This window comes from Enterobacter cloacae complex sp. ECNIH7 (assembly GCF_002208095.1).
In the GTDB taxonomy this organism is placed as follows: Bacteria; Pseudomonadota; Gammaproteobacteria; order Enterobacterales; family Enterobacteriaceae; genus Enterobacter; species Enterobacter cloacae_M.
The window spans coordinates 35,340-57,228 of sequence record NZ_CP017992.1; the positions used below are offsets into that span (position 1 = coordinate 35,340).

Consider the following 21,889-nt stretch of genomic DNA (forward strand, 5'->3'; position numbering starts at 1 on the left):
CTTAATTTACCCGGGACGGAAGAACCCAGTCGGCAGGGCTGACCACAAAGGACACCCGACCGGGCTGATGAAAGGCGTTATCGCTGTCTACCCAGGGTGCAATCCAGACCGTGGCTATCTGATCCTGGCTGCGTTGTGGATGCACCGATCCAGGATGGTCACAGCGCACGCTCTGACATGACGGTGCCGGTGTAACCACGGAGCCGATCGGACGGTAAGCCACTGATGACGGAGTGGTTGTGACCGGCGTTCCGGCAACCGGACGTGGCGTCAGTGTTGACGCTGCGGCGTTCGTGCTTATACCTGTTGCGGTGCCAGCTGATACTGCGGGTCTGTTGCTGGTTACCCGCGCACCGGAAGGGACATTGACGACGGCACGGGATGCTGACGGAACCGCCGCCGCAGAGGCGGCAGGAAGATTAACCAGGGAAGGCAGCCCGCCCGCAGCCGGCTTTCCCGCCTGTTTTGCCGCCTTGTCCCGGGCCAGTTGATTAGCCTTCGTCATGGTCATACAGGTATCAGACGTTGTGGCATCGCAGTCGAAACTGCTTTTGACACCTGCACAACCGGATAACAGCAGGGCACTGCCTGCCAGCAAAAGTGTGATTTTTTTCATCGCTGTTTCCTGAAAAATTATGCGCTGAAGGGTCTGGCTGGCTGCGAAAGCGCTGAGTAAATAAGCTGGATTTCAGCAGCCAGACAATAAGAGGCGTAATGCCAGTCATAATGGGCATTGGCTTCATCCATCTGACGAAGCGGCGAACTTCGAAGACTCTCGATCCGGGAAATACCGTCTTTCAGTTGCGTGTGCCATGTCATGGGTAAACGGGAATAACGCAGTACCCCTATGAGAGTTATCAGGCCGGCTACGCCACTGAAAAGGATGGAATCCGTTAACACGTAGCTCATGAACAACATCAGGGTGGCCAGGGAAAAAGCCCTTAGCTGCCGGGGAGAAAAATTATCATGGGTATACGCCACCCGAGCCCGGAGGATATCCAGGTGTTTAGCCCGGGCAATTAACTCCGGCCTGGTCAGGTCGCTGAAATCTCGCAGAAGTAATAAAGAAGCATCCATCACTTTTATTGACCTTCATCCCCTGGTTTCAGTGGATACCAGATGTTGCAGTTCTGACGGATAGCCTCCGCTATCCTCTCTCCGTCATTACCGGAATACCTTTCTTTGAGCTGGCTTACGTCAGACTTCGCCAGGAAAAACTGAGTGACCTGACTGAGTGTCATGGTTTTACCGCTGCCAGTTTTCCCCACGACCATCACATTGGCTTTTCTGCTTCCCATCGTTCACCTCTGATAATTTTTTTCCCGAATTTCCAGTACCCGCTGACACTCAGTGCAGGTACGCACGCCGGGTATCGCTTTCTGACGCCGTTCCTGAATACGGTTTCCACAACATTCACACCGGGTAAGGCTTTCACCTTTAACGCTCAACTGTTGCCTGACCGCCTGAATGTGCAGCCTGTTAATCAGGTCTTCCTGCTCCTGTAACTGGTCCAGTACGTCTGCCATCGCTCTTTCCTGTGTATGCTGCCCGGACACGCTACCGCCCATCCCTTTCTCGTCTTCCAGGGCACTAACTATTCCGGATTGTGTTGTTGCGGCCGGTTTCCCGGCCCGTTTACTGTGTGACGACCTGTCCGGTCGTCGGATCGACGGTGTCCCCTACCCTGAAGTCCTGCAGCTGCTTCAGCATGTCCGGCGTATTACCCGGCATGGCAGCAGGCGTTGATGAGGCAGAAGGTTGATTTTGTTTCTTACGTACAGCAGCTTTCGCGCGCGCTTCCTCCAGTGTTTCGAGCTGGAAGCCGTCCTGGAAAACAAGCGTGACTTCATTGCCCGCGCCGATTGGAATGACCGGGTGGTACTGTTCGGCGCGTTTGATGTAGTAATCGGAGAGTGTTTTGGCGGCAGAACTGACACCACCGCCGAGCCCTGCCTGGCCGATATCGCCGGCGCTCATGCTGGCAGTTGCGCCGACACCCACGGTAGTGGAGGAGGCTTTCTCAATGCCCTTCCCTATCCCGTCCAGGAAGCCCGCGCCCCCCGCATACAGCAGGATCTGGCCATTACGCATAACCACTTCGCCCTTGATACCGTTCTTGCCCATAAAGGACACATGACCGGCAATTTTCTGGTCGATGTTGTCATCACCCAGCTTGCAGCTGATTGAGCGGGTCCGAACGATGGCACGTTCACTGGAAACATCCCCCCATGCCTCCAGGGTCACAAAGCAACCAGTCAGATCGAACTCTTCATCGTTAGGCATCTGAACTTTGCCTGTAAGGCGCAACTGCATCGGGGCGGTATTTTTATCGCCGGTAACGGACGCATTGGCATCTGCCCCTTCAACGACGATTGCTTCAGCAAAACTGCCGGAGGAAATCCACGGGAAACGGGGCTTTTTCGGCCCGGTATCCGGCAGACTGAATTCCTGACTATCCATCATTCCCGGACGCTGAACGGGGGCCATCACCGGTGCGGCCGGGGCCTGTCCGCCTCCTGCTGGCCAGAAACTTGTCGGAGGAGGAACATTACCAGCGGGTACAGGTTTCCCCTGAGAGGCCAGCGCTCCCGGCAGGGGTTCGGCACTGAGGGAGTCAAAATTCTTCCCGGCCTCAAGCTGCGTCTGCAGTAACTGGTTCTGGTCTTCCAGCTCACGAATGCGATCCTGACTGCCTTTAAGATCGCGACTGACAAGCCCCATTTCAGTACGCAGTTTTTTAATCTCTGTCTGCGTTTCCTTATTAAGCCGCTGGGCTTCCGCAATGGCAGAACGCTGAACTTTGTTATCAAAGGACTGATTGACCACCCCGGTCATATCCGGCGCGGGTTCTCCTTTTGGCGCTTTGGCGGGCGGCGCTTTCTTCAGATTCATCTCTGAGACCATCCATGTCCCGGCACCGCCAGCACCAATCCCCAGAACAAGGGCTATAAGCAGGGCAACCTGACGACGGCGGACGACTTTGTTAACGTTGGCCATCTTCACCCTCCCCGTTTTCACGGATAACGGTGACGGTCATTCTTCCTCCGCCCATCAGAGTCTGTGCGTTGTTATCAAACATTACGGCACGAACGCCAGGTTTCCAGAAGTCCTGCTCCCGCAGCGCCACCCCCCAGGTATTGGCATTACGCAGTTCATAACGATCGGCACGCAGCTGGTCGCCCGCCCAGGCTTTCAGAGGGGTAACAGAAAAACCACCGGGGAGACGAATACCGTCAGAAAGAGGTTTCACTTCACCGTAGCCATCAGGTATGTCACCCGTCAGCACGGCACGGTTAAGGCTGATTAGCAGCTTTTCATAAGCCTGAGCGGTTTCCCATTTACGGGTTTCAGGCCGTGAGGGCGGTTCAGCGCTCATCAGTCGATAGACGCGACCTTCACTTTTTACGGGCGTGGCCACGACAGAGAAGGTCTGGCCCAGCGCTGTTTCTACAAAAATCGTGAAAGTACGGGTGGCCACCGAAGTGAACAGCACACCTCCGGCCGTTGTCAGCCGCTTGTCTGCCAGCATTCCACCTGGCGCTGTGATGGCGGTGACTTTGTCACCCGGGATAAAAATCATGTTGGGATCGGTATTGCTGATACTCAGCCGGAACTGCCCGCCCTGTGGGAGGCTGATCGTGGCAGGTGACTGTGCCTGCGCAGCCGGGGGCACAACGACCATCATGGCTGTACCAAACAATAACGCCGGAAGGTTATTTTTCATTGGTCACCTCATAGAACCGGCCGATACGGGTAAAGCCTCCGGTATACTTCAGACGAAGCCGGTAGGTTTTTATTTCCGTGGAAGGCTTAGAGTTACCAATCCACATTTTCAGCACGCCACGAACATCGATTCGGCCGTCAACGGGATAGACATTGATTTCTGTGGTGTAGAACGTGGAATTCACATCATTGGCTTTAATCTGCGCTGCCTCTTCCTGGAGTACTTTTTTAAATTCCTCCCGGGCCTCTGGTTCGACAAAAGACATCAGAAAAGCGTGGTTGGAATCGACCGTTTCAGGCGAGACATTGAGACGCAGGGCCAGGAAGGACAGCGTCATCATCCGGAAATACTCGGTATCAGCTTTAGTTTCGGATACCACAAAAGGCGCGTTGTAGGTCATCGGTGTGACGACTGTACGTTGCTCGTGGATGAGTGCTCTGTTGGTCACAGCCAGCCATGCCACGGCAAAGCCCAGAATAAAGACCAGTGTCGTGAGCGACAGAATAATAATGGCAATAATTTTGGTGGATGAATTACGAGCGCTAATTTCCATAATATGGCCCTGCGGTAATTTATTTTATCCATTTCCTGAAACTGGAATCGGGAATAACGCGGTAGACAACCCGGAATAATTCAGTGGGCAAATACCAGTAACACCAGTTGTATAACCATCGGGAACTTTTTCCGCGTTTCGCCGCCCTGATCAGTTGCCAGATAACTGCCGCAATAATCAGACTGAATAAATATTTCTTGGTGAAAAATCCCCACAGCAAAACAACCGCTGCGGGGATAGCTTCATCAAGGGGCAGTCCAATAATGCGGTTCTGCTCTGACAGGGTTTTCGGGAAACGGTATTTGTCTAAATCGTTTCCCTCCATATCAGTTGATGAAGGTAAGACCGACGGTAGTGAAGACGATAACCACAACCAGGCCCAGCAGGATCAACAGGTTTTTGGTGCGGATATACATCGCCACACCGACAATCAGTTCGGCGATGATGATACACATCATGACGAATGAGTCGGCACCGAAGGTGGCTTTCACATCATCCTTGCCCCCGGCCAGCAGGTCGGTTGCATTGGCCATCTGTCCCACACCGAGTAACAACAGCGGAGACAGCGCAGCCAGACGGGACAGCGCTTTTTTAGTGGTCACACCACTCCATGCCATCTGGCAGTACTGCCATGCACGTTTTTTTACAGACGCGGGGAGGCCGCCTTTTGATAAGGATAAATTCATAGAAACTCCATTTATATTATTTACAAAACAACCCAGAGCGGTATTGACGGGTTAAGTCAATCCGGCACAGAACCATTAACCACAAAAAAAATGATTCTGTAGCGGAGTCACTCTTTCAACCCTAATGCCTCCTCAATAATAAGAACTGCCGTCTTTTGTACTGGCCTGGCATTTTTTTTGGCTTTCTTTCTTAGCTCCTCATAAACAACACCATCCAGATAAAGTCGGATAAATTTCCCTGCTGGACGTGGTTTCAGGGGGGTATCTTGAATCATTTCAAATGCTCCGCTAAATCATAAAAACTACGTATATGATGACGTGAAAAAATAGGGGCTGTCCAATTGGAAATAAAACTATTTTCGAGGCATTCAACATCTTGATTTAAATATAAAAAAGACGAAAACACGAAAAGTCTTACAACCGCATTTTGATCTAAATCAACAGGAAAAACGTGATATAAATCACATCACGTTTTTCCCGAAAAGAGGTGAATTACTCCTCTGGCTGAAGCTCTATTCTGAGTTCAAGAAAGGAGTGCAGAGCAAGTCGTGTGATGTACAAAGTCTTAAGGGCTTCATTGGAAGGTGCGCTATATTGTTCACACAATTCCTTAAGGGTCTTATAGACTGCCTGTGTGGTCGTATGTCTGTAATCAGAAATTTCTCTAATAGCCATTCCAAAAGCAAAAAGAGTAAATACTTCAATTTTGACATCATTAATTTCAGGAAAGATCTTGCGTAAAATTTCCATACGGATAGGATCGATGATAACCATCGTAACCTCCTGTTAAAAGTGCTTGGGTTATTGGTGGCCAGCGGTGACAGGGGGGGCCAACCCCTGCCATCGCGACAAAAGCAAATCAATTAAATAAACGCATTCTTCTCCCTGGGAATAATTGATTTACCTTAAATCGAATATACAACATCACAGATCGACGCTCAATAAATACCAAAGTTACGCATTAATTTATGATTAAGCTCACAAAAAACACTCTCAAATTAAAATGCAAAGCAAAAGCTTATAAAGAAATATCGCGAGTAGCTCGGGAGGTATAGAAGATCAGATTGGATTGCTCCTGGCGATGTATAAGAATTTTCCTGCAAGAGAGCTATGAGAGAAAGTTGTGTTAGATAAAGGCTAATAGCCAGATAGCCCTTCATTCTGAAAATCAATTATGACCGACAGAAAGTGTTCATTACTTAAATGATACCTGGCTATCTAACCTAGCATCAGAATAATAGAAAATTTCAGAGGCGCCGAACTTAGTTGGCCCAAACAGCTATCCATTCAGACTCAACCTCATGAATGATAATACTCAGATGGTTATTTCAGCGTGTAACATTACAACCCTACCAGCTAAGCAATACAGCATTCCGTAAAGCCTCCTGTACAAGGATATGGGCAGGAGGCCCGATAAATAAACTGTAGGCTTAGTCCGTTTCTTCCTCTTCAGGAAAGAAAATACTTACCTGGTCTTCTGCAAATTTTGCTATGGATCTTTTGATGACTTCATTATCAAAGTTACCATTGCTTATAACTTCATGACTTAGTGCGCCCATCTTCATTATCTCTGAACACATTGCCCGGACTCTGGCCATGTTATCCAACATGATCTTGTTATACTCCATCTGGTTAAAGCCACCTTCCTTTTTCTCTCTCTGAATCCGGTATACTCTGAGGCCGAGTTCAACGAGCATCGAAGTAACTGACGATACAGTGGCATCATGTTCCGTTGCGCCTTCCTGCCTCCTTTCTGTAACCAGAGATTCAATTTCTTCACGAACCTGATTGCTGACAAAAGTTTGTATACGTGGCATCGTTGATCCTTCTGAAACCAATAATCATGATTAATTAGTAATATTACCTGAATACTTTTATCCATAGTATAAGGCGAGTATACCATTAAAATAAACAGAGTATAGATGCGAGTATGTAAGGTTGTTAAATAAGAGTATACTCGCGAGTACACTCTATCTAACAAACTGAATTTTTTGAAATACTCTAATAAGAGTATGCCCTGCACTCTAATTAGAGTGTCATTAGAGTATTGTTATACTCTTAATCACGGAATTGATTCTAAAATGCTGCATAAAAATAACTGCAACCGCATGTTTTTAAAGACTTATCATGCAAGATGAAATCTTGCGAGGTGTGTGGGACTTTGATGTTAAGGAGCAGGCATACAGAAATATGTCAGCCAGGAAGAATTCAGTATTTCCGGGCATTGCCGTTTTTTATGAAAAATGGCACTCTGGCTAAAGAGAAGGTAATGAGGAATAGCTGACGTGAGGAAAACTCTGATTACTGGGCTACTGGCGATAACATTTTCTGTTAATGCGCAGGACTGTTTTGAAATGGCGGGCAGGGATTATAGGATCGAGCCGGATCTGTTACGGGCAGTTTCGTTCCGTGAGTCGTCCTGGCGTGATAATGCGCTCAACGTTGTATCACAGAGCGAATATGCTGTCGGTAAGATGCAAATACACTCACAAAATTTTTCGCATCTGGCTCAGTTCGGGATCACTCCCCAACAACTTTATACTGACAGTTGCCTTAACATTTACACTGGCGCTTACTACCTTGCCATTGCTTTTAAACGCTGGGGATACTCATGGCGGGCTGTAGGGGCTTATAATGCAGGATTTCGTGAAACGGAAGTACAGGAGAAAAAGCGCCAGCAATATGCAAAAGAAATTCAGGCAATTTATGTTGCCATCAAAAAAAATGCGCCACCAGGGTGACGCAATTGTTTTAATCGATAGCCCGCCATATCAATCCACGTTCCGGATGTTGAATAAGACTGACATAATCCTTCAGGGCATCCTGACGGGCGACAAGATATTTACAGACTTTCGCATATTCAGCCCCCATATCGGCTGCCTGCCAGGACAGCCAGTTCATTATCATCAACGTTGCAATAATTCCGGCAGCATCGGCACTAACCTCTGATTCAAAATAATTACCAGGAATGCATATGTTATATCGTTGTTCTCCTGCAGGTGCGATATATCCGGTTTGTGTAGTAGTGAAGATAATTTTGTTCGGTGCCACATTTCCACCAACACCCTGCGGAATGATCCAGTAGTTCCAGAAACCGCCATCATAATCTGAATGCTGGCGTAACCAACTGGCGATCATATTGTCTGCGGTTGGTGTAAAAAAGAGGGCTGGGATGAAATCAAGTCGTTCATTATCATCGATTACACAATAGCGCTGGAATTTATCTGTTTTAAATTGTTCGGCTGATTCACGAGTGGCGGTTTTGACGTTAATTGTGTGCATTCTGGTTTTCTCCTTATGGATTTATTAAATCGTTCGACTTCATCACTGAGCGGCAAAGGGCAATGAGCAGCTGCCAGGAATAAATAAAAGGGCGCGCAGCGTTTATATACCCTTTTATTTATTCCTGACTGATGCTAAAAGCAGCCCTCCGCGAATTGATGAAATCGGGCGATATATACTCAGGGAGAATGCACACAATCCGGAACGGAAAATCGGCGCGAGACGAATTACCGTTCCGGCCATTAAAGTGGCGGGAATTTATTACCGCCACGGTTCAGGCGGCGCATCCTTAAAGGATGCAGCAAGCGGAATTTTGATGTTGCGACAGCCTGGGATGGAAACCCGCTGCCCCGCAGGGGCCGGGCAGAGACAGCGCAGCTGGCTCGGTGCGAAGCATGACAGCCCCGGTTCCCGTCAGGGAAGTCGCCCGGTTTGATATTTATTATTTTATATACAATGAATAAATACCAAAAGAGACAAACAGAATAATTCCGGATGAGAGGTGACAGGCAGGAATAAATAATAATATGACAATTACGCGCCTGAGTAATATGTGCGGCGCGTAGCGCAGCAGGTATTACTCTGCGCCGCAGGCGCGCGGCCTTTAACAGCAGTCGGGCAGATTATCCCCTGCCCTTCTGGTTACTTACGCGGCATCCGATAGTCCGCGCATAAATGCCAGCATAACCCTGTGTCGGTTCAGGTCCGTCAGACGTTTTTCAAAGTCGTTGAAGTAATACACTGGCGTATACCGCACCCGGTTAAACTGCATAGTGAGTGTGTTACCCGTCACCACTTCCGCAGCAATACCCAGCAGTGACAACTGGATAAAAGCCATATCAGCCGCCACAGGATCAATATCGATGCAACTGCCGAACATGTGCCAGGAAGGATTGATATCTGCTTCAAGCAGACACTCGGCATAAGCAATCAGCATTCCCGCCGCACCACTGGCGGGGTCACTGACTGTCACTATTCCTTCCCGCCGGATGGTGTCCTGAATTCCCGGCATCAGCAGGCGCGCCATCAGGCACTGTACGGAATAGGGGGTAAAATACTGCCCGCGAAAATTATCTCCGAGTTCAAGCTCCATGAAAATCGCGCCGAGAAAATCATGAAATTTTGCCTCCAGCGCACACACCATCAGGCTGAACATTTCGTTCATGTTCTCAATATCGGCGGTGGTGTAGCGATCGCAAATTTTCCGACAGTGCGCCATACTCTCCGGCGTTCTTATCCGGGCCATATCCAGCTCACTGGCTGCCAGCGCCAGAAAATCGCTGAACACTTCCCAGCGCCGAAGATGGCAGCCTGTGGACCTGAACACGCTGATAAAGCGGCTCCGGCTGTACTGTGCACTCATCAGCCTGTGAACAGACGGGAAATACCCGTTACCCGCCTGCGCATCCTGAGTGACACAACAACCGCCAGCGCTCTCTCTGGCCATATCAAAGACATCGACAAAATTCAGTTGTGACATGAAAATCTCCTGTAATGCCGTCCCCGAAGGGACGGCAGGTTTCACATCACGCGAGGCCGAGGCCAGCGTATACCACTGTCATGAACTGCTGCCAGTACTCCAGTTTTAAGGCCGGAACACGGGCGCGTTTACCACTGCGCAGGGCATTTACAAATGCGTTCGCCTGTGCGACGATTTGCGGGTCAAATTGCATGGTTTAATCTCCATGTTGATTTTGCGTATGCCGGATGCAAACTTTTGCGGGTGTGTCATCCGGCGTGGAATGAGCAGGCTTATGCCTGCTTTTTTCATTTCTGGCTCTTGTCTGATACCTCCTTAACGCGGGCCAGAATTTCCGCGTGGTCAAGGTTGCTGTAGTCACGCATCCGGTAATAACGGATACCGATTCGTGCATAAATTTCGGTCACGTTGCCGCAGATCATTTCTGCCAGCATGAAGGTTTCGCACTCACCGTTCTCACTGCTTCGCCAGTTCATCGGATACATCAGCCCCAGCGCATCATGGAAAGCGTGTACGTCGATTTCAGCAGGGGCTTTCACCGCCGCCTGTTCACGGCTCAGCCAGTAGGCCCGCTCAGCCTCAGCGGTGGTCTGCATCCCCGGCACAGCGGAAGATTCAGTCAGGTGTAAATGCATGTTGTTCTCCTTCTGTTAAAAAGGGCCAGCACACCGCTGCCCCCGATTCATGGATCAGTAATCTGCCGCCAGTTCGTTCATCAGATCGTCACATTCACCCTGTGCGCGTTCTTCCTCTGCCAGTGTCAGCATGTAGCCTCTTTTCGCCGCTGTGCCGATAAATACAGGACGGTCTTTCAGTGGCAGTTCTGCCAGGTAATTCATGGCCATACCTAACAGACGGGACTCATAAATCTCGTAATGCAGGCCACATCCACGATTGGCCTGTTTTTCCATGCCAGCCAACACCACATCTGCGCGAATAACGTCGAACGCGTTACGGGAATAGATATTGCGAACAAAACCATCAGTACGCAGATTCATATTTCTACGGTTCATAACAGTTCTCCTTCAGTGGGTTAATTCACACCTAAACGCTGGAACATATCTGCGATAATGTTCCGCCGTGCATATGACGCACCAACTGCCTTCAAATCAGCCAGGACGTTAAATGCATAGCTGGCGTCCTGTCCGTGGAATGCCAGTACCTTTGCAGCAATAGGTTCAGCGCCGGACATAACCCATCTTTCGGAAGATTCTTTGGTGGCGGTTTTGACGTTGACGTTCTGTGTGTTCATCCTGCTTTTCCTCTTATCTGGTGGTTAATCCATCTCTCGGTGAGTTCCCTGGCGGCAAAGGGCAAAGGAGCAACGTCGCAAGGAGGAAGGAAAGGGGCGGAGACAAAAAGTTTTTGCATCCCTTCGCAAAAACTTTTTGGCGGAGTTCATTTCACCCCTTGGATGACGACGCGACGGTGCTACGACCAGCCCTCCGCCCGGGAACGGACGCGAGATGGCTCACCAGAGGTATGAGAAGAGGATGAACACACCCGACACGGCGGAACGACGTGGCGTCACCTGAATGCCGGCGGCTTTATCACCGGCATGGTGAAAGCGGCGTGACCGGAACGGTCACTGCGAGCAGGTGTTGACGTTGCGACAGTGGGATGGAAGCCCGTCAGGGCGGAGACGGTTTACCGGCTCCGTTTACGACAGCCCCGGTTCCCGTCAGGGAAGTCGTCCGCAGTCATGGCCAGTGCCCCGTCCGACAGCAGGCAAATTTGAAAAGAGGATACAGACAACTGCCACCATAATTCGCAGCATCCGTTCTTCAGAGGAAATTCACAGCAGGGTATTACAAAGCGTAAGGGGCATAAAAAAGAGCAGCTATACCGCAGGCATAACCGCTCTTTTTACTTTCCTGTCCTCACGCTGGCGTATTCTTCGTTACCTTCGCCTCCAGAAGACCCAGCCACTGACCAGAACCAGAACACCGCTCAACACCGCCAGATTCGGCAGGATGGTGTCGAATGCGCCGCTGAAAACTTCATCGGGGTTATGTTCCCCCCAGAATTCCAGCTTGTATCCGATGCCCCAGACAGAAAACGCCAGTCCAGAAGCCACAATTCCCCACTTAAAGAGAAACAAGAGCGCGTTGTCCAGCATCCCTGGAGGATCTCGCCAGGTAATAACTATCGCTATCAGAGCACAGATCCCAGCGCCGACATAATGCTCAGTGCTTCCGAACAATTCCGGCGCGGCAAAGTGCATGACCAGCGCAAACAATCCATTTAGCAGAACAACCAGTATCCAGTATCTCATATAAAAATTGCCTCTTTTAAGCTCCCTCTTGTCCCCTGCTGACCATATATCGTGAAGTAAATATATCGATCATTCATGTGATATTACGGATTAACAGGCTTATCAGTCTTTACCTCAACACAGCGAACCAGGCTTGCCCGAGGGAAATTAAAGTCAAATCCCCGGGGTTTAGTAATACTTTCGCTGAACTGATTGCAAACATCCATATTAGGCATAGGGGTTACGTTCCAGCTGCTGCCACCGTGTACAGATGAAGCTATAACGAGATAAACAAATACGTGAGTCATAGTCTTTCCTTACCAAAAGTGTTTTAACAGATGTAAATCCGTTGTCTGACCATACGGCTCATAACCTTCAGCATGACTCCCCTCCTTTGGGAGGCATATTCATGGTTTTTCCCTGAAAATATGCCGGGCGAGCATCCAGTTCACGCCTGATAAATTCATCAGCAAACAATGGCGCAATCCGGTTCACGCGACGTTCCAGATTTCGCCTGCGGGCAGCCGCTTTTCGTTCATCACTCCAGCGTCTTATCTGCCTTTCATCCAGAAAATCGACACACACCGCATACCCTGCGCCCGCCACCCAGCGAGCCATCACCGATTCAGGAGCGGGCTTCCCGGCCTCCACCACTTCTGACACCAGTTCCTGCGGTCCGGGACATGGTGTCCGGGGCAGTCTCCAGCGCAACGAGTAACGCCACTTCATGCCTGGCTCCGGTGTATCAGCTTGTTGGGTACCATCCATCGCTCCAGTTGTCTGACCGGTTCCGGGCTTTCTTTAGCGAGAGCATCAGACTCAACCATCACACTCCAGAAGGGCTGGTTCGCCATCATCCAGCGTTCCATTGGTGCCAGCGACGGAAAACGCTCGCTCCAGCGCCAGAACATTTCCTCCAGGTCGTACTGGCGCAGTTCAGTACCCGACCAGCGTGCGCTCCAGCTGCTGACTGTTTCCGGGGTATGAAAAGCCAGCTCAATTTCCGCCTGCCCCGCCAGCGCCTGATACGCGGTTTCGCGCTGGCACGCCTCTTTTCGGCGCTGGCGGGTGTATTTTTCGGCGCTCAGTTCACTTTGCCTGCGCCGACGCTCTGACGTCTGAAACTTCGTTTCCGGGAACAGTCGCCAGCCGTCCGACACCGACAGGGGTAACCAGCAACATGCGCCACGGCTTTCAATCAGCCGATCAATCGCTGCCAGCCAGTCCTGCTTTTTCCCCCGCAGGTTCTGTGCTGTCATCCCCGGAGAAAACCAGCCGATATCTTTTACGGTGACACGTTTGCTGCCGTTCAGGATGCGGAAGAAGGCATGGGCGTAGGCAAACTCAGCAATATGAACGCCACGCTCATATTTCTTCTCCACTTCTGCGATGGCCTGCATTGCAGCACGACGCTCATGACTCAGGGGTACCAGTGACAAACTCGCCGGGATCATTGTGCACCCTCCATCGCCAGGACACTGATAATGCTGGCCTGACTGTAGCCATCGGCATCGAGGCGCGCTGTCAGACTGAGTGTGTGAGAAATAATCTCCGGCGAATATGCAGGCAGGGTGCTGATAACAGAAAACGGGCGACCGCTGGCTGGAATGAACACCACCATCCATGACGGGGTGATGTCGCCGGGACTGCATACGGCGATATGGAAGTTGCCGTGTGATGGCGTGAAGCGAATCTGTACCGGAAAAAAGCCACCGAACTCACTCCGGTATTCACCATTCATGTCCCAGTCAGCCGGGCAGGTCAGATCGCGCATGACAGCATGGGTCAGTTCGCGGCGCAAATCTTCACCCGCTTCGCGCCAGTCTTCAAATTCCTGGGGGATCATGGTTTTCAGTACGTCGGGAGTAATAATGTTTCGCATAATGGTCTCCTTATCGCCGCCCCGTGGGGCGGCGTTTCCGTTATCAGGCTGCGTGTGCCGTATGGTCATCAGAGTCTGTCGCCTCACCCTCAGCGGCGTCAGGTTGCGCATCAGGTGACCGCATCCAGGCAGGAACCCAGCGCGTACCGGAGAGCCATTGTTCAGCATGGCTGGCGGCATCTCCCTTCTTCATGTTCCCGGCATCTGACGCAGCGCCTGACTGTCCGGCATCTTTCAGCGCCTCCACAATCTGGTTCTTACTGAGCAGACCGAGGAAGTTTTCTGCCGTTGGCTGCCACCAGTCGCGCAGGTGGAACCCGAGCGCCGTTTCCACGCCATCGAGGTCGCTCTGTGTGGTATGTCCCATTGTCCGGGTCTGCACCCCGTCCACCGAACAGGCCGTGCAGAACACCATCAGGCTCATCAAAGTCTGTCCGTCGAGCGTAAAGAAGGTGGTGAAATCCTTCTTCCAGCCATCCGGTAACAGCGCCTCCAGACGGGCTTTCTCCTGCATCAGACTCAGCCATGCCTGACCACTCTTTCCGGTCGGCGCTTCGCTGGTCAGCCCACTGTGATGCACCTCAAGACGCATCACGAACGGATGACGGGTGGTATTGCAGTAATCGAAAACACAACTGCACAGCCGCCATACCATCAGGGCCACCGCTTTTTCGGGCTGCTGTACAAGGGCGGCCTGCACTGCCAGCGTTCTTTCTGAAGACATTTTTTTGAGCAACGGGGCGCTGATCCCCTCCGTCACATCCGGCTTGCTGCTGACCACATGCAGGGAGCCGCTGCTGCCATTCTCTCCCTGCCCTTCTTTCGCCTCGTTCTGAGGCTTCTTCTGCACCCCTCGCTGGACACAAAGCTCACCGTCATACAGGCTGACCACCACGCCACAGGCTGCTTTCTGCTCCGGTGTCCACGCCCGGATCGATGCCGCATTTTCAATTTCGTCAATCAGTACCTGAATCGCGGCTTCATCTTCAAACGTTTCAGTGGTCTCCTGAGTGGCGTACAGTTCATCGAGACGCTGCTGCTCGTCAGTGGTGTACTGTGCCTCCGGCTCTGGTAACAGCAGATAATGTTCGCGGTCGTCACCGTAGTTTCTGACCGCGCCCTCCCGGGACAGTGACCATGACCATCCTTCCTGCAGTTCGATTGCCAGTGCGGCGGACTCAAGCTTCTCCTGCACCAGTCGTTCGACCAGCACACCATCTGCCGTACCATCACCCTCCTGGGCGCTGAACAAATCCTCACGCACCACGCCACCTGCAGACTCATACATCTCACGCCCGATAAACACGAAGCGGGAGTGGTTCACACCGATTTCGGTATCAGTGATAGCGCGTTTAAGCATGTGCGCGGGGGCATAGCTGTGCTGCGCCTTCACGCGCTCGTAAATCTCCACCTGACGCACCGGATCGTTCTCCAGACTCAGCGCCTGACACTGATCCACGTCGAGCTTGTTCTCTGCCAGCAGGGAGAGAAGTTCCGGGGCAAGGTTCGCCAGCTTCAGCATGCGCTGGACGTGGCGCGAGCTGTACCCCAGCTGGTCACCAATCTGCGCCGGGGTCTTACCCTGCTCAGACAACGTGCGGAACCCGCTGATTTGTTCTGCCGGATGCATCGCCGCCCTCTGGTTGTTCTCCACCATTGAGGCGACCACAGCCAGGTCGTCGCTGACGCGCTTGACGACAACGAGATACCCGGCATCGATGCGCTGTTCACTGAGCAACAGTTGCAGGGCAGCAAGACGACGACCGCCCGCAGCAACGCCTGACAGGCCATCAGGCAGCGAGTGAACCACCAGATTCTGGATCAGGCCGACCGCGATAATGGAGTCTGCCATTTCCCTGACACTCTCAACCGGGTACGGAATAATACGGACGTTCAGCGGGGATTTGACGAGCGCCGACAGCGGCACCATTTCAATCTGAGCAGCCTCAAGCGCCGCCTTAAGGGCTGCGGCTTCGGCAGGTTTAACTGCTTTTTTGCTGGTTTTCGCGGGGGTTTTTGCTTTAGACTCGGTTACTGACATAGTTGATACCTCACTGGATATTGATGATTGTCCGGCCCTGCGGAGTTGCTGCTCCGGCAGGGCACCTTTTTACTGCTGTTTACGGATGCCGTAGTCCCGGATATAACGGTTCATCAGGTACTCACCACCCGGCTCAAAATTCCATACCCGCCATACCATTTCGCCGTTCTGACGAACCACCAGGCGAAAGTGCGTTCCCTGATCGTCTTCAATCGCGACATTCTGATACTGAGCTACGACCGCTTTAGCCTGTTCGCGAGTGAATGTGCCATCTGGCAGTGACTGAAGGGGCGGTATAACGCTGCTGGTCATGTCTTTCTCCTTTTCCTGCCCCGCAGGTTGCGGGGCGTTTTCATCATGCAGGTCAAAACGGGGCATCATCATCCATCGGCGGATAATCGTCCGGTAACGGCTGCGGCACCTGCTGAGACGGTGCGGCGCTCTGACGGGGTTTTCTGCCGCCTTTTTTCGGGGATTTTTCAGGGGAGCCAGCAGGTTGTGCCGGAGCGGCAGGACTCTGCGGTTGTGCGGGTTGCTGCGGAGCAGTGTTCTGTGGCTGACCGCCGTCACGACGACCGCCCAGCATCTGCATGGTGCCGTTCTGTCCGACAACGATTTCAGTGACATAGCGCGTTACGCCGCTGTCGTCCTGCCAGTTGCGGGTACGTAACTGCCCTTCGACGTACACCTGAGCGCCCTTGCGCAGATACTCGCTGGCCACTTCCGCGAGCTTGCCAAACAGCACCACGCGATGCCATTCGGTGTTTTCGCGCATCTCTCCGGTCTGTTTATCGCGCCAGGACTCCGAAGTGGCGAGGCTGAGATTAGCGACCGCGCCGCCATTGGGCATATAACGAACTTCCGGGTCCTGGCCCAGATTACCCACGATGATGACTTTGTTGATGCCGCGTACTGTCATGATGAATCTCCTTCCGTTTGTTTTGCTTTTAAAAACCATCACCCGTTGAGTTGCCGGGGCCGCGGTTTTGACGTTTTGCGGGGACCTGCTGAACGCGCCCGCTGGTTGTTACCTTCACCCGTTTGAGAGCCGTTCGCCGCAAGGGCGTAAACCAGCGCGGGCGATGGCGGATGTCCAGGGCGCGGTTTACCGCGTGCCATTTACCCTGGACAGCTGACAGCGACTGTGCTTGTCTCAGCCCCGGCGAAAGGACTCAAAAGGGTGAAAAACCAGGCAAGGAATGAGCAGGAACCCGCCGCAACGACGGAAAGCGCGGGCGCGAAACGGCGTTGCGCCTTACAGCCCGGCGTCAGTTTGCCGGGATGCAGAAAGCGCAGGATACGGCGCGTAAAAAGGGCGGCGTGACCGGAACGGTCGCAGCAAGCCTGCCGTTGACGTTGCGACAGCCTGGGATGGAAACCCGCTGCCCCGAAGGGGCCGGGCAGAGACAGCGCAGCTGGCTCGGTGCGAAGCATGACAGCCCCGGTTCCCGTCAGGGAAGTCGCCCGTAGTGAAAACGGGAACGGGAGGATAAGAATGGATTACATGCGGCTTAGTGGGAAACCTCGCCAACAGGGCGGGGAGCAGTCACGAGATGGCTGACAATTATCCGGCTTAATACCTGCCGGGAACATCAGGAGCGAAAATGCTTTTCTTTTCTGTACTGCACAATGCTGTACCAGGCCGAAGCCAGGAAAGCAAAAACGGTGATCAGCACTCTGAATTCGTCACCCGGCTCCTTCCCCTTCAGCATCAACGTTATGATGATGCCGGCAACGATAATCCATGCAACGCCACTCCAGAGACGCAGTTTATCCGCCGCGACATTAATCAGGATAAAAGCAACGGCCAGGATTCCCCCCCACAGAGCCGGTACAGGCTGAAACGGAATAAACAACAGGTTAATACCGGTTAAAAGCGTCACGGCTGCAAACATCAGAGACATACGCATAAAATTTCCTCCCTGGACACTCTGGCTATACGGATCACTTCTGCTGCTCATCTCCGGGTTTATTATATTCGGGCGCATTTGCGCGCGGCAGCTGCTGACTGTTCTGCCGATGAACGTCAAGCCGTTCACGGAAATACTGGCGAAGATGTTCAGGCTGTTCCCGTTCAACAATCTCAGGCACCACAGGCTTGTTCATCCGTTCCTGCCAGGCAACGGCAGCGGCGGCTTTATCGACCGAGACCTTATCCTGCTCTTCTTTTGAGAAAGAGGCGATATTCCACTTTGACATATGCATCACCGGTCTGCTTTACAGGAAGATATCCCGGATAATACGCGCATTCCAGGGCTTCAGCGACTGACAATGGAGAGGAGAGTGCGCGGCGCCGGAGGCGCGGCGAAGTTTCTCTCCGGCAGGCGCAGCCTGCCCGGGTTTTCGCGCGGGCTGACAGGCGCCCTCCGGCCCGGACGCCTGCCATCATACTTACTGGCCTTTTCCACCCTGTAAGATGAAATGACCGCCGATGTACACGGCACACTGACAGGTCATGTATTCGCAGATTTCATCCATCACCTGCGCGGTGGTCAGTTCCCGCTGACCGGCATCACGTCGGCGGGCATTAATCAGGGCTTTGTACTGTCGCAGGATCTCACGGCTTTGTGGTGCAAGTTTCATACGTTTTCTCCTTAACCGGCGGGTTTCCCCGCCGGACATTAATCAGTTGCTGAAGACATAGCCGTCATGGAACACATAGCCGCTGCTGAACAGGTCACGCGCCCAGGCTTCAAAATCGAAATAGCTGCGCAACGGCTCCGGCACCTCATTTAACAGGCCGTTGTCCTCCACCATCTCCCGCGCATAGTCTTCCTCGCTTTCCGCCTCGCCGCGGTACGCATCATCAAACGCGTCATAGTCACATTCGCCGGTATACTCCGCCCAGGCGATAAAAGCGGCTTCCCTGCCCTCTTCTTCGGCGCGTTTGTAAGCGGCGATAAAATCCCAGTCAATGGAGCATTCAGAGACGAACTGCGACGGAATGCCTTCCCAGTCCTGAAACATAAACTCGGCATCCCATTCATCGGCATGCAGCGCCTGACAGGCCTCGTAAAAATCCTCCCTGCCGTCAAACTCCGTCAGTTCAAACCATTTGCCGAAAATGCTGCCGCAGTTGTATTTGTGATACGTGCCCACGTAAACAGCGGGTGTGGTGGTCGTAGTGCTCATAAAAAATCCTCCCTAGTCGATGTCGTCTGAGTTCCGGCTTACGCCGTGCCGACACGACAGCCGGGCGAAAAGCGGAGGATGCAAGGGCGTCACCGAAGCCGCAGCGCAGTAAAAAAGCAGGAGCAGGCTGGACGGTTTGACGGCGAAAAATGAGCCGGAAAACGACGGGAAGACGGCGGATAATGCCTTTGAAATACACTGCGACCGGGTGAAGGTGACGGCGTTTACGCTTCCCTTGCATCAGCCGCGGCCCGGCTATAGTAGAGGCACGGCGTTTGCCGCAGGCCGCACGGGACGTTACTCACCGCGAAGCCGGAACAACGTGGAGGAAGAGCCGTAAAAGCGGAGCCGGCGACATCCTTATCCTTCGTGCCAGATTCAGGGGGCCGCCGCCCCCTGCTGTTCGCTACACTGGCCGTATTGCTGACAGGGCATTGCGGACAAGACTGATTTCTGCACGCGCTTCTGCCATGACCTCATGTAAAAGGGTTAAATCCATCCACCGGCGCGGAGGCTCGCCCGGAATACGCAGCACATCGCACATCTGGCCACATGCCAGGATTTGATCCACTTTGTCGCTGATAACAAAGAACTCGACGCTACTGTAGCGTGCCCCTTTGTTCAGGATGGCATCGAGCACCACCGGCAAATTGTCATCATCGTCCAGCCAGCAGGGCATATCATTTTCCTTCACAACCAGACGGAAATTTCGGGTCTGGCGATAAAACAGCGTTTCCCCGCGCGTGTTCAGTGCCGCCTTTATCCGGCGCGCATCCTCCCATACCTGCCGGGATACATCCCGCACGGCGCGGGACAGGCAATCCGTTACAGCCTGAATCTCCGGCTCCGTCAGCCATTCCCCGGCCCAGGGGAAAGCTATCTGTGTTCCGTCCTCCGGAAGCTGCGGCGCGTCAGCATAGCGGCTGCCGGATAAAATAATCTGCGCTGGCGTCCCGGCTATTTTTGTCATGGCTCTTTGCAGCTCTGCGGGTACGTCACCGGTACAAAGCAAAGGAAGCAGTTGAACAATATTTGCCGCATCCAGACGGACATAAATGCTTATCCAGCCCGGTTTATTGACCGGATCACGCTGATCAACATCGGTATGGTCAGGCCATCCATAATCAGCAATCAAATCGCGCGCACGGCGCATAACAAGGGCGTTTAACGTGGTGGTTTCCTGCATAATGGGTTCCTCTGAACGGGGTCAGTACACGCCGCCCGGGCGGCGTGTTGATTTCATTTTTTCAGTAAGGCGCGAACTTTCGCCGCATCAGCCAGGCGACGGGTAACGCTTTCCGGGACCGGATGATTGCTGTCACGGGCGGTCCATTCCCTGTGCCATAACGCCTGTTCGGCAGTGGTCAGCAGGGTTTCAAGCAGGTCCGTCGGCACCATCACCGCCGGAACTGCCTCTTTCACCTGTTCAATAAGATCCATCACCGCACCGGCAGACACGCCCGACTCAAGCCGTTGTTCCTCCGGAATGGCGTCCATACGCGCCAGTACCGCCCTTGTGTCCTGCTCCGAAACGGCATATTCCATTCCGTCGGCCAGTGCTTCGATATCCGCCGGGGACCAGATAATGAGGTTCAGCGGGGTTTCTGCGGGATACTGCTCACGCAACAACCGGCAGAGGGTTTCACAGGTTCCGTACATGTTTTTATCCTTAGTCCTTAAAGCAGGCATCCAGCTCAAGAATTTCGTTGTATGCCGCCATAAACAGGGCATTGATGCGAAAAAGGGTCTGACGGGTCAGGCGTTCGGCCAGCACATCGGAATCAAAGCGATAGCGGTGCTCCATACCATTCAGCGCCGCACGCAGGTCACACATGCTGTTGGCGACTTCCGCCACTTCTGCGCGGAGTTTTTCGTGTCCTACATAGTTCATTACGCGGCCTCCGGGAACTCGTCGTTAGCGGCCGGGTACTGCATGGCACGCCGGACGGCGGCCAGACGTTGCTGTCCGGCCCGGTGATACTGCTCCAGCAATTCAATACCGATGTAACGACGGCCAGCCCGGAGGGCGGCCACGCAGGTGGAGCCACTGCCGGCAAAGGGGTCGAGCACAATCGCGCCGGGATGTGTGAAGGACTCGATCAGCGGTTGCAGGCTGGTTACGGGTTTTTCTGTCGGGTGGTGCCGGTTGCCGCTGTATTTCCAGCCCAGCACGTCCGTCAGCGGGTTTTGTGGCAGACGTGGACGGCCTTTTGCAAGGATGTAGGCGCATTCGTGGCGATAGCCCACGTATGCGGCCTTCGATGTGTAGGTTTTGGTAAACACCAGGTGGCCGACAACGCTGAATCCCGCATTTTTCCAGGCAGCCATAAAGCGATCGACGCGGTTCCAGCCGTAGAAGCTCACCATCAGCGTGTCTTTTTTCAGCACGCGATACATCTCATGGCAGGCGGGTTGCAGCCATTCATCGGTTTTATCGCCGGCGATGGTACGCCCCTGACGGTCACGAAAACCGACGAGATATGGCGGGTCGGTGAGAATGAAATCGACAGCATTATCCGGAAAGCCGGACATGATATGGACGCAATTACCCTGGATAAATCGGGACATGGTAGTTCTCCTTTCTCAAATGCGGCGCCAGTTACGCCGTGCCGATACGACAGCCGGGCGAAAAGCGGAGAATGCAGGGGCGGTGCCGCAAGCCGCAGCGCAGTGAAAAAGCCCACGCTGGCTGGACGGTTTGACGGCGAAAATTGAGACGGAAAACGACGGGAAGACAGCGGGTAATGCCTTTGAAATTAACTGCGACCGGGTGAGGACACCGGCGGAGCGAACCCTTGCATTCGAAGCGGCCCGGCTACAGTAGCGGCACGGCGGCCACAGGATGGCAGGAACCT

Annotated in this window: 35 protein-coding genes and 1 pseudogene; 3 read left to right on the forward strand and 33 right to left on the reverse strand. The window is 53.0% G+C overall.

What is annotated here, in order from left to right; translation table 11 throughout:
- Position 1: 1 nt before the first annotated feature.
- The 12 genes from traV to traM all read right to left on the reverse strand — a co-directional run bounded on the left by traV (position 2) and on the right by traM (position 6,780).
- The gene (gene traV / locus WM95_RS26615) at positions 2–616 is read right to left on the reverse strand and encodes a type IV conjugative transfer system lipoprotein TraV (RefSeq protein ID WP_042005181.1); all 615 of its coding nucleotides are present in this window, start codon (positions 614–616) and stop codon (positions 2–4) included.
- 17 nt (positions 617–633) lie between these two features.
- Positions 634–1,077: a hypothetical protein gene (locus tag WM95_RS26620; protein ID WP_042005180.1), complete on the reverse strand. Its 444-nt coding sequence runs from the start codon at positions 1,075–1,077 to the stop codon at positions 634–636.
- A gap of 5 nt (positions 1,078–1,082) precedes the next feature.
- Complete coding sequence (locus WM95_RS26625) at positions 1,083–1,298, reverse strand: hypothetical protein (protein WP_052432414.1); 216 nt, start codon at positions 1,296–1,298, stop codon at positions 1,083–1,085.
- 3 nt (positions 1,299–1,301) lie between these two features.
- Complete coding sequence (locus WM95_RS26630; protein ID WP_042005179.1) at positions 1,302–1,526, reverse strand: TraR/DksA C4-type zinc finger protein; 225 nt, start codon at positions 1,524–1,526, stop codon at positions 1,302–1,304.
- A gap of 109 nt (positions 1,527–1,635) precedes the next feature.
- Positions 1,636–2,997, reverse strand: a complete 1,362-nt coding sequence (traB, locus tag WM95_RS26635) for an F-type conjugal transfer pilus assembly protein TraB (protein ID WP_042005178.1) — start codon at positions 2,995–2,997, stop codon at positions 1,636–1,638.
- Positions 2,984–3,724, reverse strand: a complete 741-nt coding sequence (gene traK / locus WM95_RS26640; protein ID WP_042005177.1) for a type-F conjugative transfer system secretin TraK — start codon at positions 3,722–3,724, stop codon at positions 2,984–2,986. Before traK ends, traB begins: the two co-directional genes overlap by 14 nt.
- Positions 3,714–4,277: a type IV conjugative transfer system protein TraE gene (gene traE / locus WM95_RS26645; protein ID WP_042005176.1), complete on the reverse strand. Its 564-nt coding sequence runs from the start codon at positions 4,275–4,277 to the stop codon at positions 3,714–3,716. The genes traK and traE overlap by 11 nt, the downstream gene beginning before the upstream one ends.
- A gap of 19 nt (positions 4,278–4,296) precedes the next feature.
- Entirely contained in the window at positions 4,297–4,602 is a 306-nt protein-coding gene (gene traL / locus WM95_RS26650) for a type IV conjugative transfer system protein TraL (protein ID WP_000398849.1), read from the reverse strand.
- A gap of 1 nt (position 4,603) precedes the next feature.
- A complete protein-coding gene (gene traA, locus WM95_RS26655) occupies positions 4,604–4,963 on the reverse strand; it encodes a type IV conjugative transfer system pilin TraA (RefSeq protein ID WP_042005175.1) in 360 nt (119 codons plus the stop codon).
- A gap of 107 nt (positions 4,964–5,070) precedes the next feature.
- Entirely contained in the window at positions 5,071–5,238 is a 168-nt protein-coding gene (locus WM95_RS27495; protein WP_001525695.1) for a hypothetical protein, read from the reverse strand.
- Positions 5,239–5,455: 217 nt separating this feature from the next.
- Positions 5,456–5,737 (reverse strand): hypothetical protein, encoded by a 282-nt coding sequence (locus WM95_RS26660; protein WP_042005174.1) that lies wholly within the window; start codon positions 5,735–5,737, stop codon positions 5,456–5,458.
- Between the two features lie 656 nt (positions 5,738–6,393).
- Positions 6,394–6,780, reverse strand: a complete 387-nt coding sequence (gene traM / locus WM95_RS26665; protein WP_020842490.1) for a conjugal transfer relaxosome DNA-binding protein TraM — start codon at positions 6,778–6,780, stop codon at positions 6,394–6,396.
- Positions 6,781–7,248: 468 nt separating this feature from the next.
- Between traM and WM95_RS26670 the strand changes: the two genes are divergently transcribed.
- Positions 7,249–7,704: a transglycosylase SLT domain-containing protein gene (locus WM95_RS26670; protein ID WP_042005173.1), complete on the forward strand. Its 456-nt coding sequence runs from the start codon at positions 7,249–7,251 to the stop codon at positions 7,702–7,704.
- A gap of 10 nt (positions 7,705–7,714) precedes the next feature.
- Here the strand turns inward: WM95_RS26670 and WM95_RS26675 are convergent.
- The 13 genes and pseudogenes from WM95_RS26675 to WM95_RS26740 all read right to left on the reverse strand — a co-directional run bounded on the left by WM95_RS26675 (position 7,715) and on the right by WM95_RS26740 (position 16,821).
- Positions 7,715–8,301, reverse strand: a pseudogene (locus tag WM95_RS26675) (antirestriction protein).
- Between the two features lie 590 nt (positions 8,302–8,891).
- Positions 8,892–9,725: an N-6 DNA methylase gene (locus WM95_RS26685; protein WP_042005171.1), complete on the reverse strand. Its 834-nt coding sequence runs from the start codon at positions 9,723–9,725 to the stop codon at positions 8,892–8,894.
- 46 nt (positions 9,726–9,771) lie between these two features.
- The gene (locus tag WM95_RS26690; protein WP_001159046.1) at positions 9,772–9,918 is read right to left on the reverse strand and encodes a hypothetical protein; all 147 of its coding nucleotides are present in this window, start codon (positions 9,916–9,918) and stop codon (positions 9,772–9,774) included.
- Between the two features lie 94 nt (positions 9,919–10,012).
- Entirely contained in the window at positions 10,013–10,360 is a 348-nt protein-coding gene (locus WM95_RS26695) for a hypothetical protein (protein WP_042005170.1), read from the reverse strand.
- A gap of 54 nt (positions 10,361–10,414) precedes the next feature.
- The gene (locus WM95_RS26700) at positions 10,415–10,738 is read right to left on the reverse strand and encodes a hypothetical protein (RefSeq protein ID WP_042005169.1); all 324 of its coding nucleotides are present in this window, start codon (positions 10,736–10,738) and stop codon (positions 10,415–10,417) included.
- Positions 10,739–10,758: 20 nt separating this feature from the next.
- Entirely contained in the window at positions 10,759–10,917 is a 159-nt protein-coding gene (locus tag WM95_RS26705) for a hypothetical protein (RefSeq protein WP_231592907.1), read from the reverse strand.
- 708 nt (positions 10,918–11,625) lie between these two features.
- A complete protein-coding gene (locus tag WM95_RS26710) occupies positions 11,626–12,000 on the reverse strand; it encodes a hypothetical protein (protein ID WP_042005167.1) in 375 nt (124 codons plus the stop codon).
- A 354-nt stretch (positions 12,001–12,354) separates the two neighbouring features.
- The gene (locus WM95_RS26715; protein WP_020833567.1) at positions 12,355–12,708 is read right to left on the reverse strand and encodes a hypothetical protein; all 354 of its coding nucleotides are present in this window, start codon (positions 12,706–12,708) and stop codon (positions 12,355–12,357) included.
- Positions 12,705–13,433, reverse strand: coding sequence for a plasmid SOS inhibition protein A (locus WM95_RS26720; RefSeq protein ID WP_042005166.1), 729 nt, complete (start codon positions 13,431–13,433; stop codon positions 12,705–12,707). Before WM95_RS26720 ends, WM95_RS26715 begins: the two co-directional genes overlap by 4 nt.
- Entirely contained in the window at positions 13,430–13,864 is a 435-nt protein-coding gene (gene psiB, locus WM95_RS26725) for a conjugation system SOS inhibitor PsiB (protein WP_088545130.1), read from the reverse strand. Before psiB ends, WM95_RS26720 begins: the two co-directional genes overlap by 4 nt.
- Before the next feature lie 40 nt (positions 13,865–13,904).
- Entirely contained in the window at positions 13,905–15,902 is a 1,998-nt protein-coding gene (locus WM95_RS26730; RefSeq protein ID WP_042005164.1) for a ParB/RepB/Spo0J family partition protein, read from the reverse strand.
- 69 nt (positions 15,903–15,971) lie between these two features.
- Positions 15,972–16,214, reverse strand: a complete 243-nt coding sequence (locus tag WM95_RS26735) for a DUF905 domain-containing protein (protein WP_042005204.1) — start codon at positions 16,212–16,214, stop codon at positions 15,972–15,974.
- A 52-nt stretch (positions 16,215–16,266) separates the two neighbouring features.
- The gene (locus tag WM95_RS26740) at positions 16,267–16,821 is read right to left on the reverse strand and encodes a single-stranded DNA-binding protein (protein WP_042005163.1); all 555 of its coding nucleotides are present in this window, start codon (positions 16,819–16,821) and stop codon (positions 16,267–16,269) included.
- A gap of 329 nt (positions 16,822–17,150) precedes the next feature.
- On the opposite strand from WM95_RS26740, the gene WM95_RS27955 reads away from it, so the two are divergent.
- Positions 17,151–17,372 (forward strand): hypothetical protein, encoded by a 222-nt coding sequence (locus WM95_RS27955; protein WP_181008688.1) that lies wholly within the window; start codon positions 17,151–17,153, stop codon positions 17,370–17,372.
- Between the two features lie 122 nt (positions 17,373–17,494).
- On the opposite strand, the gene WM95_RS26750 is transcribed toward WM95_RS27955, so the two are convergent.
- From WM95_RS26750 to WM95_RS26765, 4 genes are all read right to left on the reverse strand, one after another.
- A complete protein-coding gene (locus WM95_RS26750; RefSeq protein ID WP_042005162.1) occupies positions 17,495–17,812 on the reverse strand; it encodes a hypothetical protein in 318 nt (105 codons plus the stop codon).
- A 34-nt stretch (positions 17,813–17,846) separates the two neighbouring features.
- Entirely contained in the window at positions 17,847–18,101 is a 255-nt protein-coding gene (locus WM95_RS26755; protein ID WP_181008689.1) for a DNA polymerase III subunit theta, read from the reverse strand.
- A gap of 192 nt (positions 18,102–18,293) precedes the next feature.
- Positions 18,294–18,485, reverse strand: coding sequence for a hypothetical protein (locus WM95_RS26760; protein WP_015059779.1), 192 nt, complete (start codon positions 18,483–18,485; stop codon positions 18,294–18,296).
- A gap of 42 nt (positions 18,486–18,527) precedes the next feature.
- Positions 18,528–19,034, reverse strand: a complete 507-nt coding sequence (locus WM95_RS26765; protein ID WP_042005160.1) for an antirestriction protein ArdA — start codon at positions 19,032–19,034, stop codon at positions 18,528–18,530.
- Positions 19,035–19,170: 136 nt separating this feature from the next.
- On the opposite strand from WM95_RS26765, the gene WM95_RS27345 reads away from it, so the two are divergent.
- Positions 19,171–19,374: a hypothetical protein gene (locus WM95_RS27345; RefSeq protein ID WP_103791525.1), complete on the forward strand. Its 204-nt coding sequence runs from the start codon at positions 19,171–19,173 to the stop codon at positions 19,372–19,374.
- Positions 19,375–19,440: 66 nt separating this feature from the next.
- On the opposite strand, the gene WM95_RS26770 is transcribed toward WM95_RS27345, so the two are convergent.
- The 4 genes from WM95_RS26770 to WM95_RS26785 are packed head-to-tail and all read right to left on the reverse strand — an operon-like array spanning position 19,441 to position 21,602.
- Positions 19,441–20,220 (reverse strand): hypothetical protein, encoded by a 780-nt coding sequence (locus WM95_RS26770; RefSeq protein ID WP_042005159.1) that lies wholly within the window; start codon positions 20,218–20,220, stop codon positions 19,441–19,443.
- A gap of 53 nt (positions 20,221–20,273) precedes the next feature.
- Positions 20,274–20,693 carry a DUF1380 family protein gene (locus tag WM95_RS26775; RefSeq protein ID WP_042005158.1) on the reverse strand — a complete coding sequence of 140 codons (420 nt, stop codon included), beginning with the start codon at positions 20,691–20,693 and terminating at the stop codon, positions 20,274–20,276.
- Between the two features lie 10 nt (positions 20,694–20,703).
- Positions 20,704–20,925 (reverse strand): hypothetical protein, encoded by a 222-nt coding sequence (locus WM95_RS26780; RefSeq protein WP_042005157.1) that lies wholly within the window; start codon positions 20,923–20,925, stop codon positions 20,704–20,706.
- On the reverse strand, positions 20,925–21,602 hold the full coding sequence (locus WM95_RS26785; RefSeq protein WP_042005156.1) for a DNA methylase: 678 nt from the start codon (positions 21,600–21,602) through the stop codon (positions 20,925–20,927). The genes WM95_RS26780 and WM95_RS26785 overlap by 1 nt, the downstream gene beginning before the upstream one ends.
- Between the last annotated feature and the right edge of the window lie 287 nt (positions 21,603–21,889).

Excerpts from the sequence above, each read along its gene's own strand:
- traK (WP_042005177.1), bottom strand. The coding sequence starts at position 3,724 with ATGAAAAATAACCTTCCGGCGTTATTGTTTGGTACAGCCATGATGGTC.
- WM95_RS26720 (WP_042005166.1), bottom strand. The coding sequence starts at position 13,433 with ATGATCCCGGCGAGTTTGTCACTGGTACCCCTGAGTCATGAGCGTCGT.
- WM95_RS26690 (WP_001159046.1), bottom strand. The coding sequence starts at position 9,918 with ATGCAATTTGACCCGCAAATCGTCGCACAGGCGAACGCATTTGTAAAT.
- traB (WP_042005178.1), bottom strand. The coding sequence starts at position 2,997 with ATGGCCAACGTTAACAAAGTCGTCCGCCGTCGTCAGGTTGCCCTGCTT.
- traE (WP_042005176.1), bottom strand. The coding sequence starts at position 4,277 with ATGGAAATTAGCGCTCGTAATTCATCCACCAAAATTATTGCCATTATT.
- WM95_RS26750 (WP_042005162.1), bottom strand. The coding sequence starts at position 17,812 with ATGCGTATGTCTCTGATGTTTGCAGCCGTGACGCTTTTAACCGGTATT.
- WM95_RS26740 (WP_042005163.1), bottom strand. The coding sequence starts at position 16,821 with ATGACAGTACGCGGCATCAACAAAGTCATCATCGTGGGTAATCTGGGC.
- WM95_RS26780 (WP_042005157.1), bottom strand. The coding sequence starts at position 20,925 with ATGAACTATGTAGGACACGAAAAACTCCGCGCAGAAGTGGCGGAAGTC.
- WM95_RS26785 (WP_042005156.1), bottom strand. The coding sequence starts at position 21,602 with ATGTCCCGATTTATCCAGGGTAATTGCGTCCATATCATGTCCGGCTTT.
- WM95_RS26630 (WP_042005179.1), bottom strand. The coding sequence starts at position 1,526 with ATGGCAGACGTACTGGACCAGTTACAGGAGCAGGAAGACCTGATTAAC.
- WM95_RS26660 (WP_042005174.1), bottom strand. The coding sequence starts at position 5,737 with ATGGTTATCATCGATCCTATCCGTATGGAAATTTTACGCAAGATCTTT.
- WM95_RS26700 (WP_042005169.1), bottom strand. The coding sequence starts at position 10,738 with ATGAACCGTAGAAATATGAATCTGCGTACTGATGGTTTTGTTCGCAAT.
- WM95_RS26620 (WP_042005180.1), bottom strand. The coding sequence starts at position 1,077 with ATGGATGCTTCTTTATTACTTCTGCGAGATTTCAGCGACCTGACCAGG.
- WM95_RS26625 (WP_052432414.1), bottom strand. The coding sequence starts at position 1,298 with ATGGGAAGCAGAAAAGCCAATGTGATGGTCGTGGGGAAAACTGGCAGC.
- WM95_RS27495 (WP_001525695.1), bottom strand. The coding sequence starts at position 5,238 with ATGATTCAAGATACCCCCCTGAAACCACGTCCAGCAGGGAAATTTATC.
- WM95_RS26735 (WP_042005204.1), bottom strand. The coding sequence starts at position 16,214 with ATGACCAGCAGCGTTATACCGCCCCTTCAGTCACTGCCAGATGGCACA.
- WM95_RS26775 (WP_042005158.1), bottom strand. The coding sequence starts at position 20,693 with ATGTACGGAACCTGTGAAACCCTCTGCCGGTTGTTGCGTGAGCAGTAT.
- WM95_RS26685 (WP_042005171.1), bottom strand. The coding sequence starts at position 9,725 with ATGTCACAACTGAATTTTGTCGATGTCTTTGATATGGCCAGAGAGAGC.
- WM95_RS26705 (WP_231592907.1), bottom strand. The coding sequence starts at position 10,917 with ATGTCCGGCGCTGAACCTATTGCTGCAAAGGTACTGGCATTCCACGGA.
- traM (WP_020842490.1), bottom strand. The coding sequence starts at position 6,780 with ATGCCACGTATACAAACTTTTGTCAGCAATCAGGTTCGTGAAGAAATT.
- WM95_RS26695 (WP_042005170.1), bottom strand. The coding sequence starts at position 10,360 with ATGCATTTACACCTGACTGAATCTTCCGCTGTGCCGGGGATGCAGACC.
- WM95_RS26770 (WP_042005159.1), bottom strand. The coding sequence starts at position 20,220 with ATGCAGGAAACCACCACGTTAAACGCCCTTGTTATGCGCCGTGCGCGC.
- WM95_RS26755 (WP_181008689.1), bottom strand. The coding sequence starts at position 18,101 with ATGTCAAAGTGGAATATCGCCTCTTTCTCAAAAGAAGAGCAGGATAAG.
- WM95_RS26715 (WP_020833567.1), bottom strand. The coding sequence starts at position 12,708 with ATGAAGTGGCGTTACTCGTTGCGCTGGAGACTGCCCCGGACACCATGT.
- traL (WP_000398849.1), bottom strand. The coding sequence starts at position 4,602 with ATGGAGGGAAACGATTTAGACAAATACCGTTTCCCGAAAACCCTGTCA.
- WM95_RS26730 (WP_042005164.1), bottom strand. The coding sequence starts at position 15,902 with ATGTCAGTAACCGAGTCTAAAGCAAAAACCCCCGCGAAAACCAGCAAA.
- WM95_RS26710 (WP_042005167.1), bottom strand. The coding sequence starts at position 12,000 with ATGAGATACTGGATACTGGTTGTTCTGCTAAATGGATTGTTTGCGCTG.
- WM95_RS26760 (WP_015059779.1), bottom strand. The coding sequence starts at position 18,485 with ATGAAACTTGCACCACAAAGCCGTGAGATCCTGCGACAGTACAAAGCC.
- traV (WP_042005181.1), bottom strand. The coding sequence starts at position 616 with ATGAAAAAAATCACACTTTTGCTGGCAGGCAGTGCCCTGCTGTTATCC.
- traA (WP_042005175.1), bottom strand. The coding sequence starts at position 4,963 with ATGAATTTATCCTTATCAAAAGGCGGCCTCCCCGCGTCTGTAAAAAAA.
- WM95_RS26765 (WP_042005160.1), bottom strand. The coding sequence starts at position 19,034 with ATGAGCACTACGACCACCACACCCGCTGTTTACGTGGGCACGTATCAC.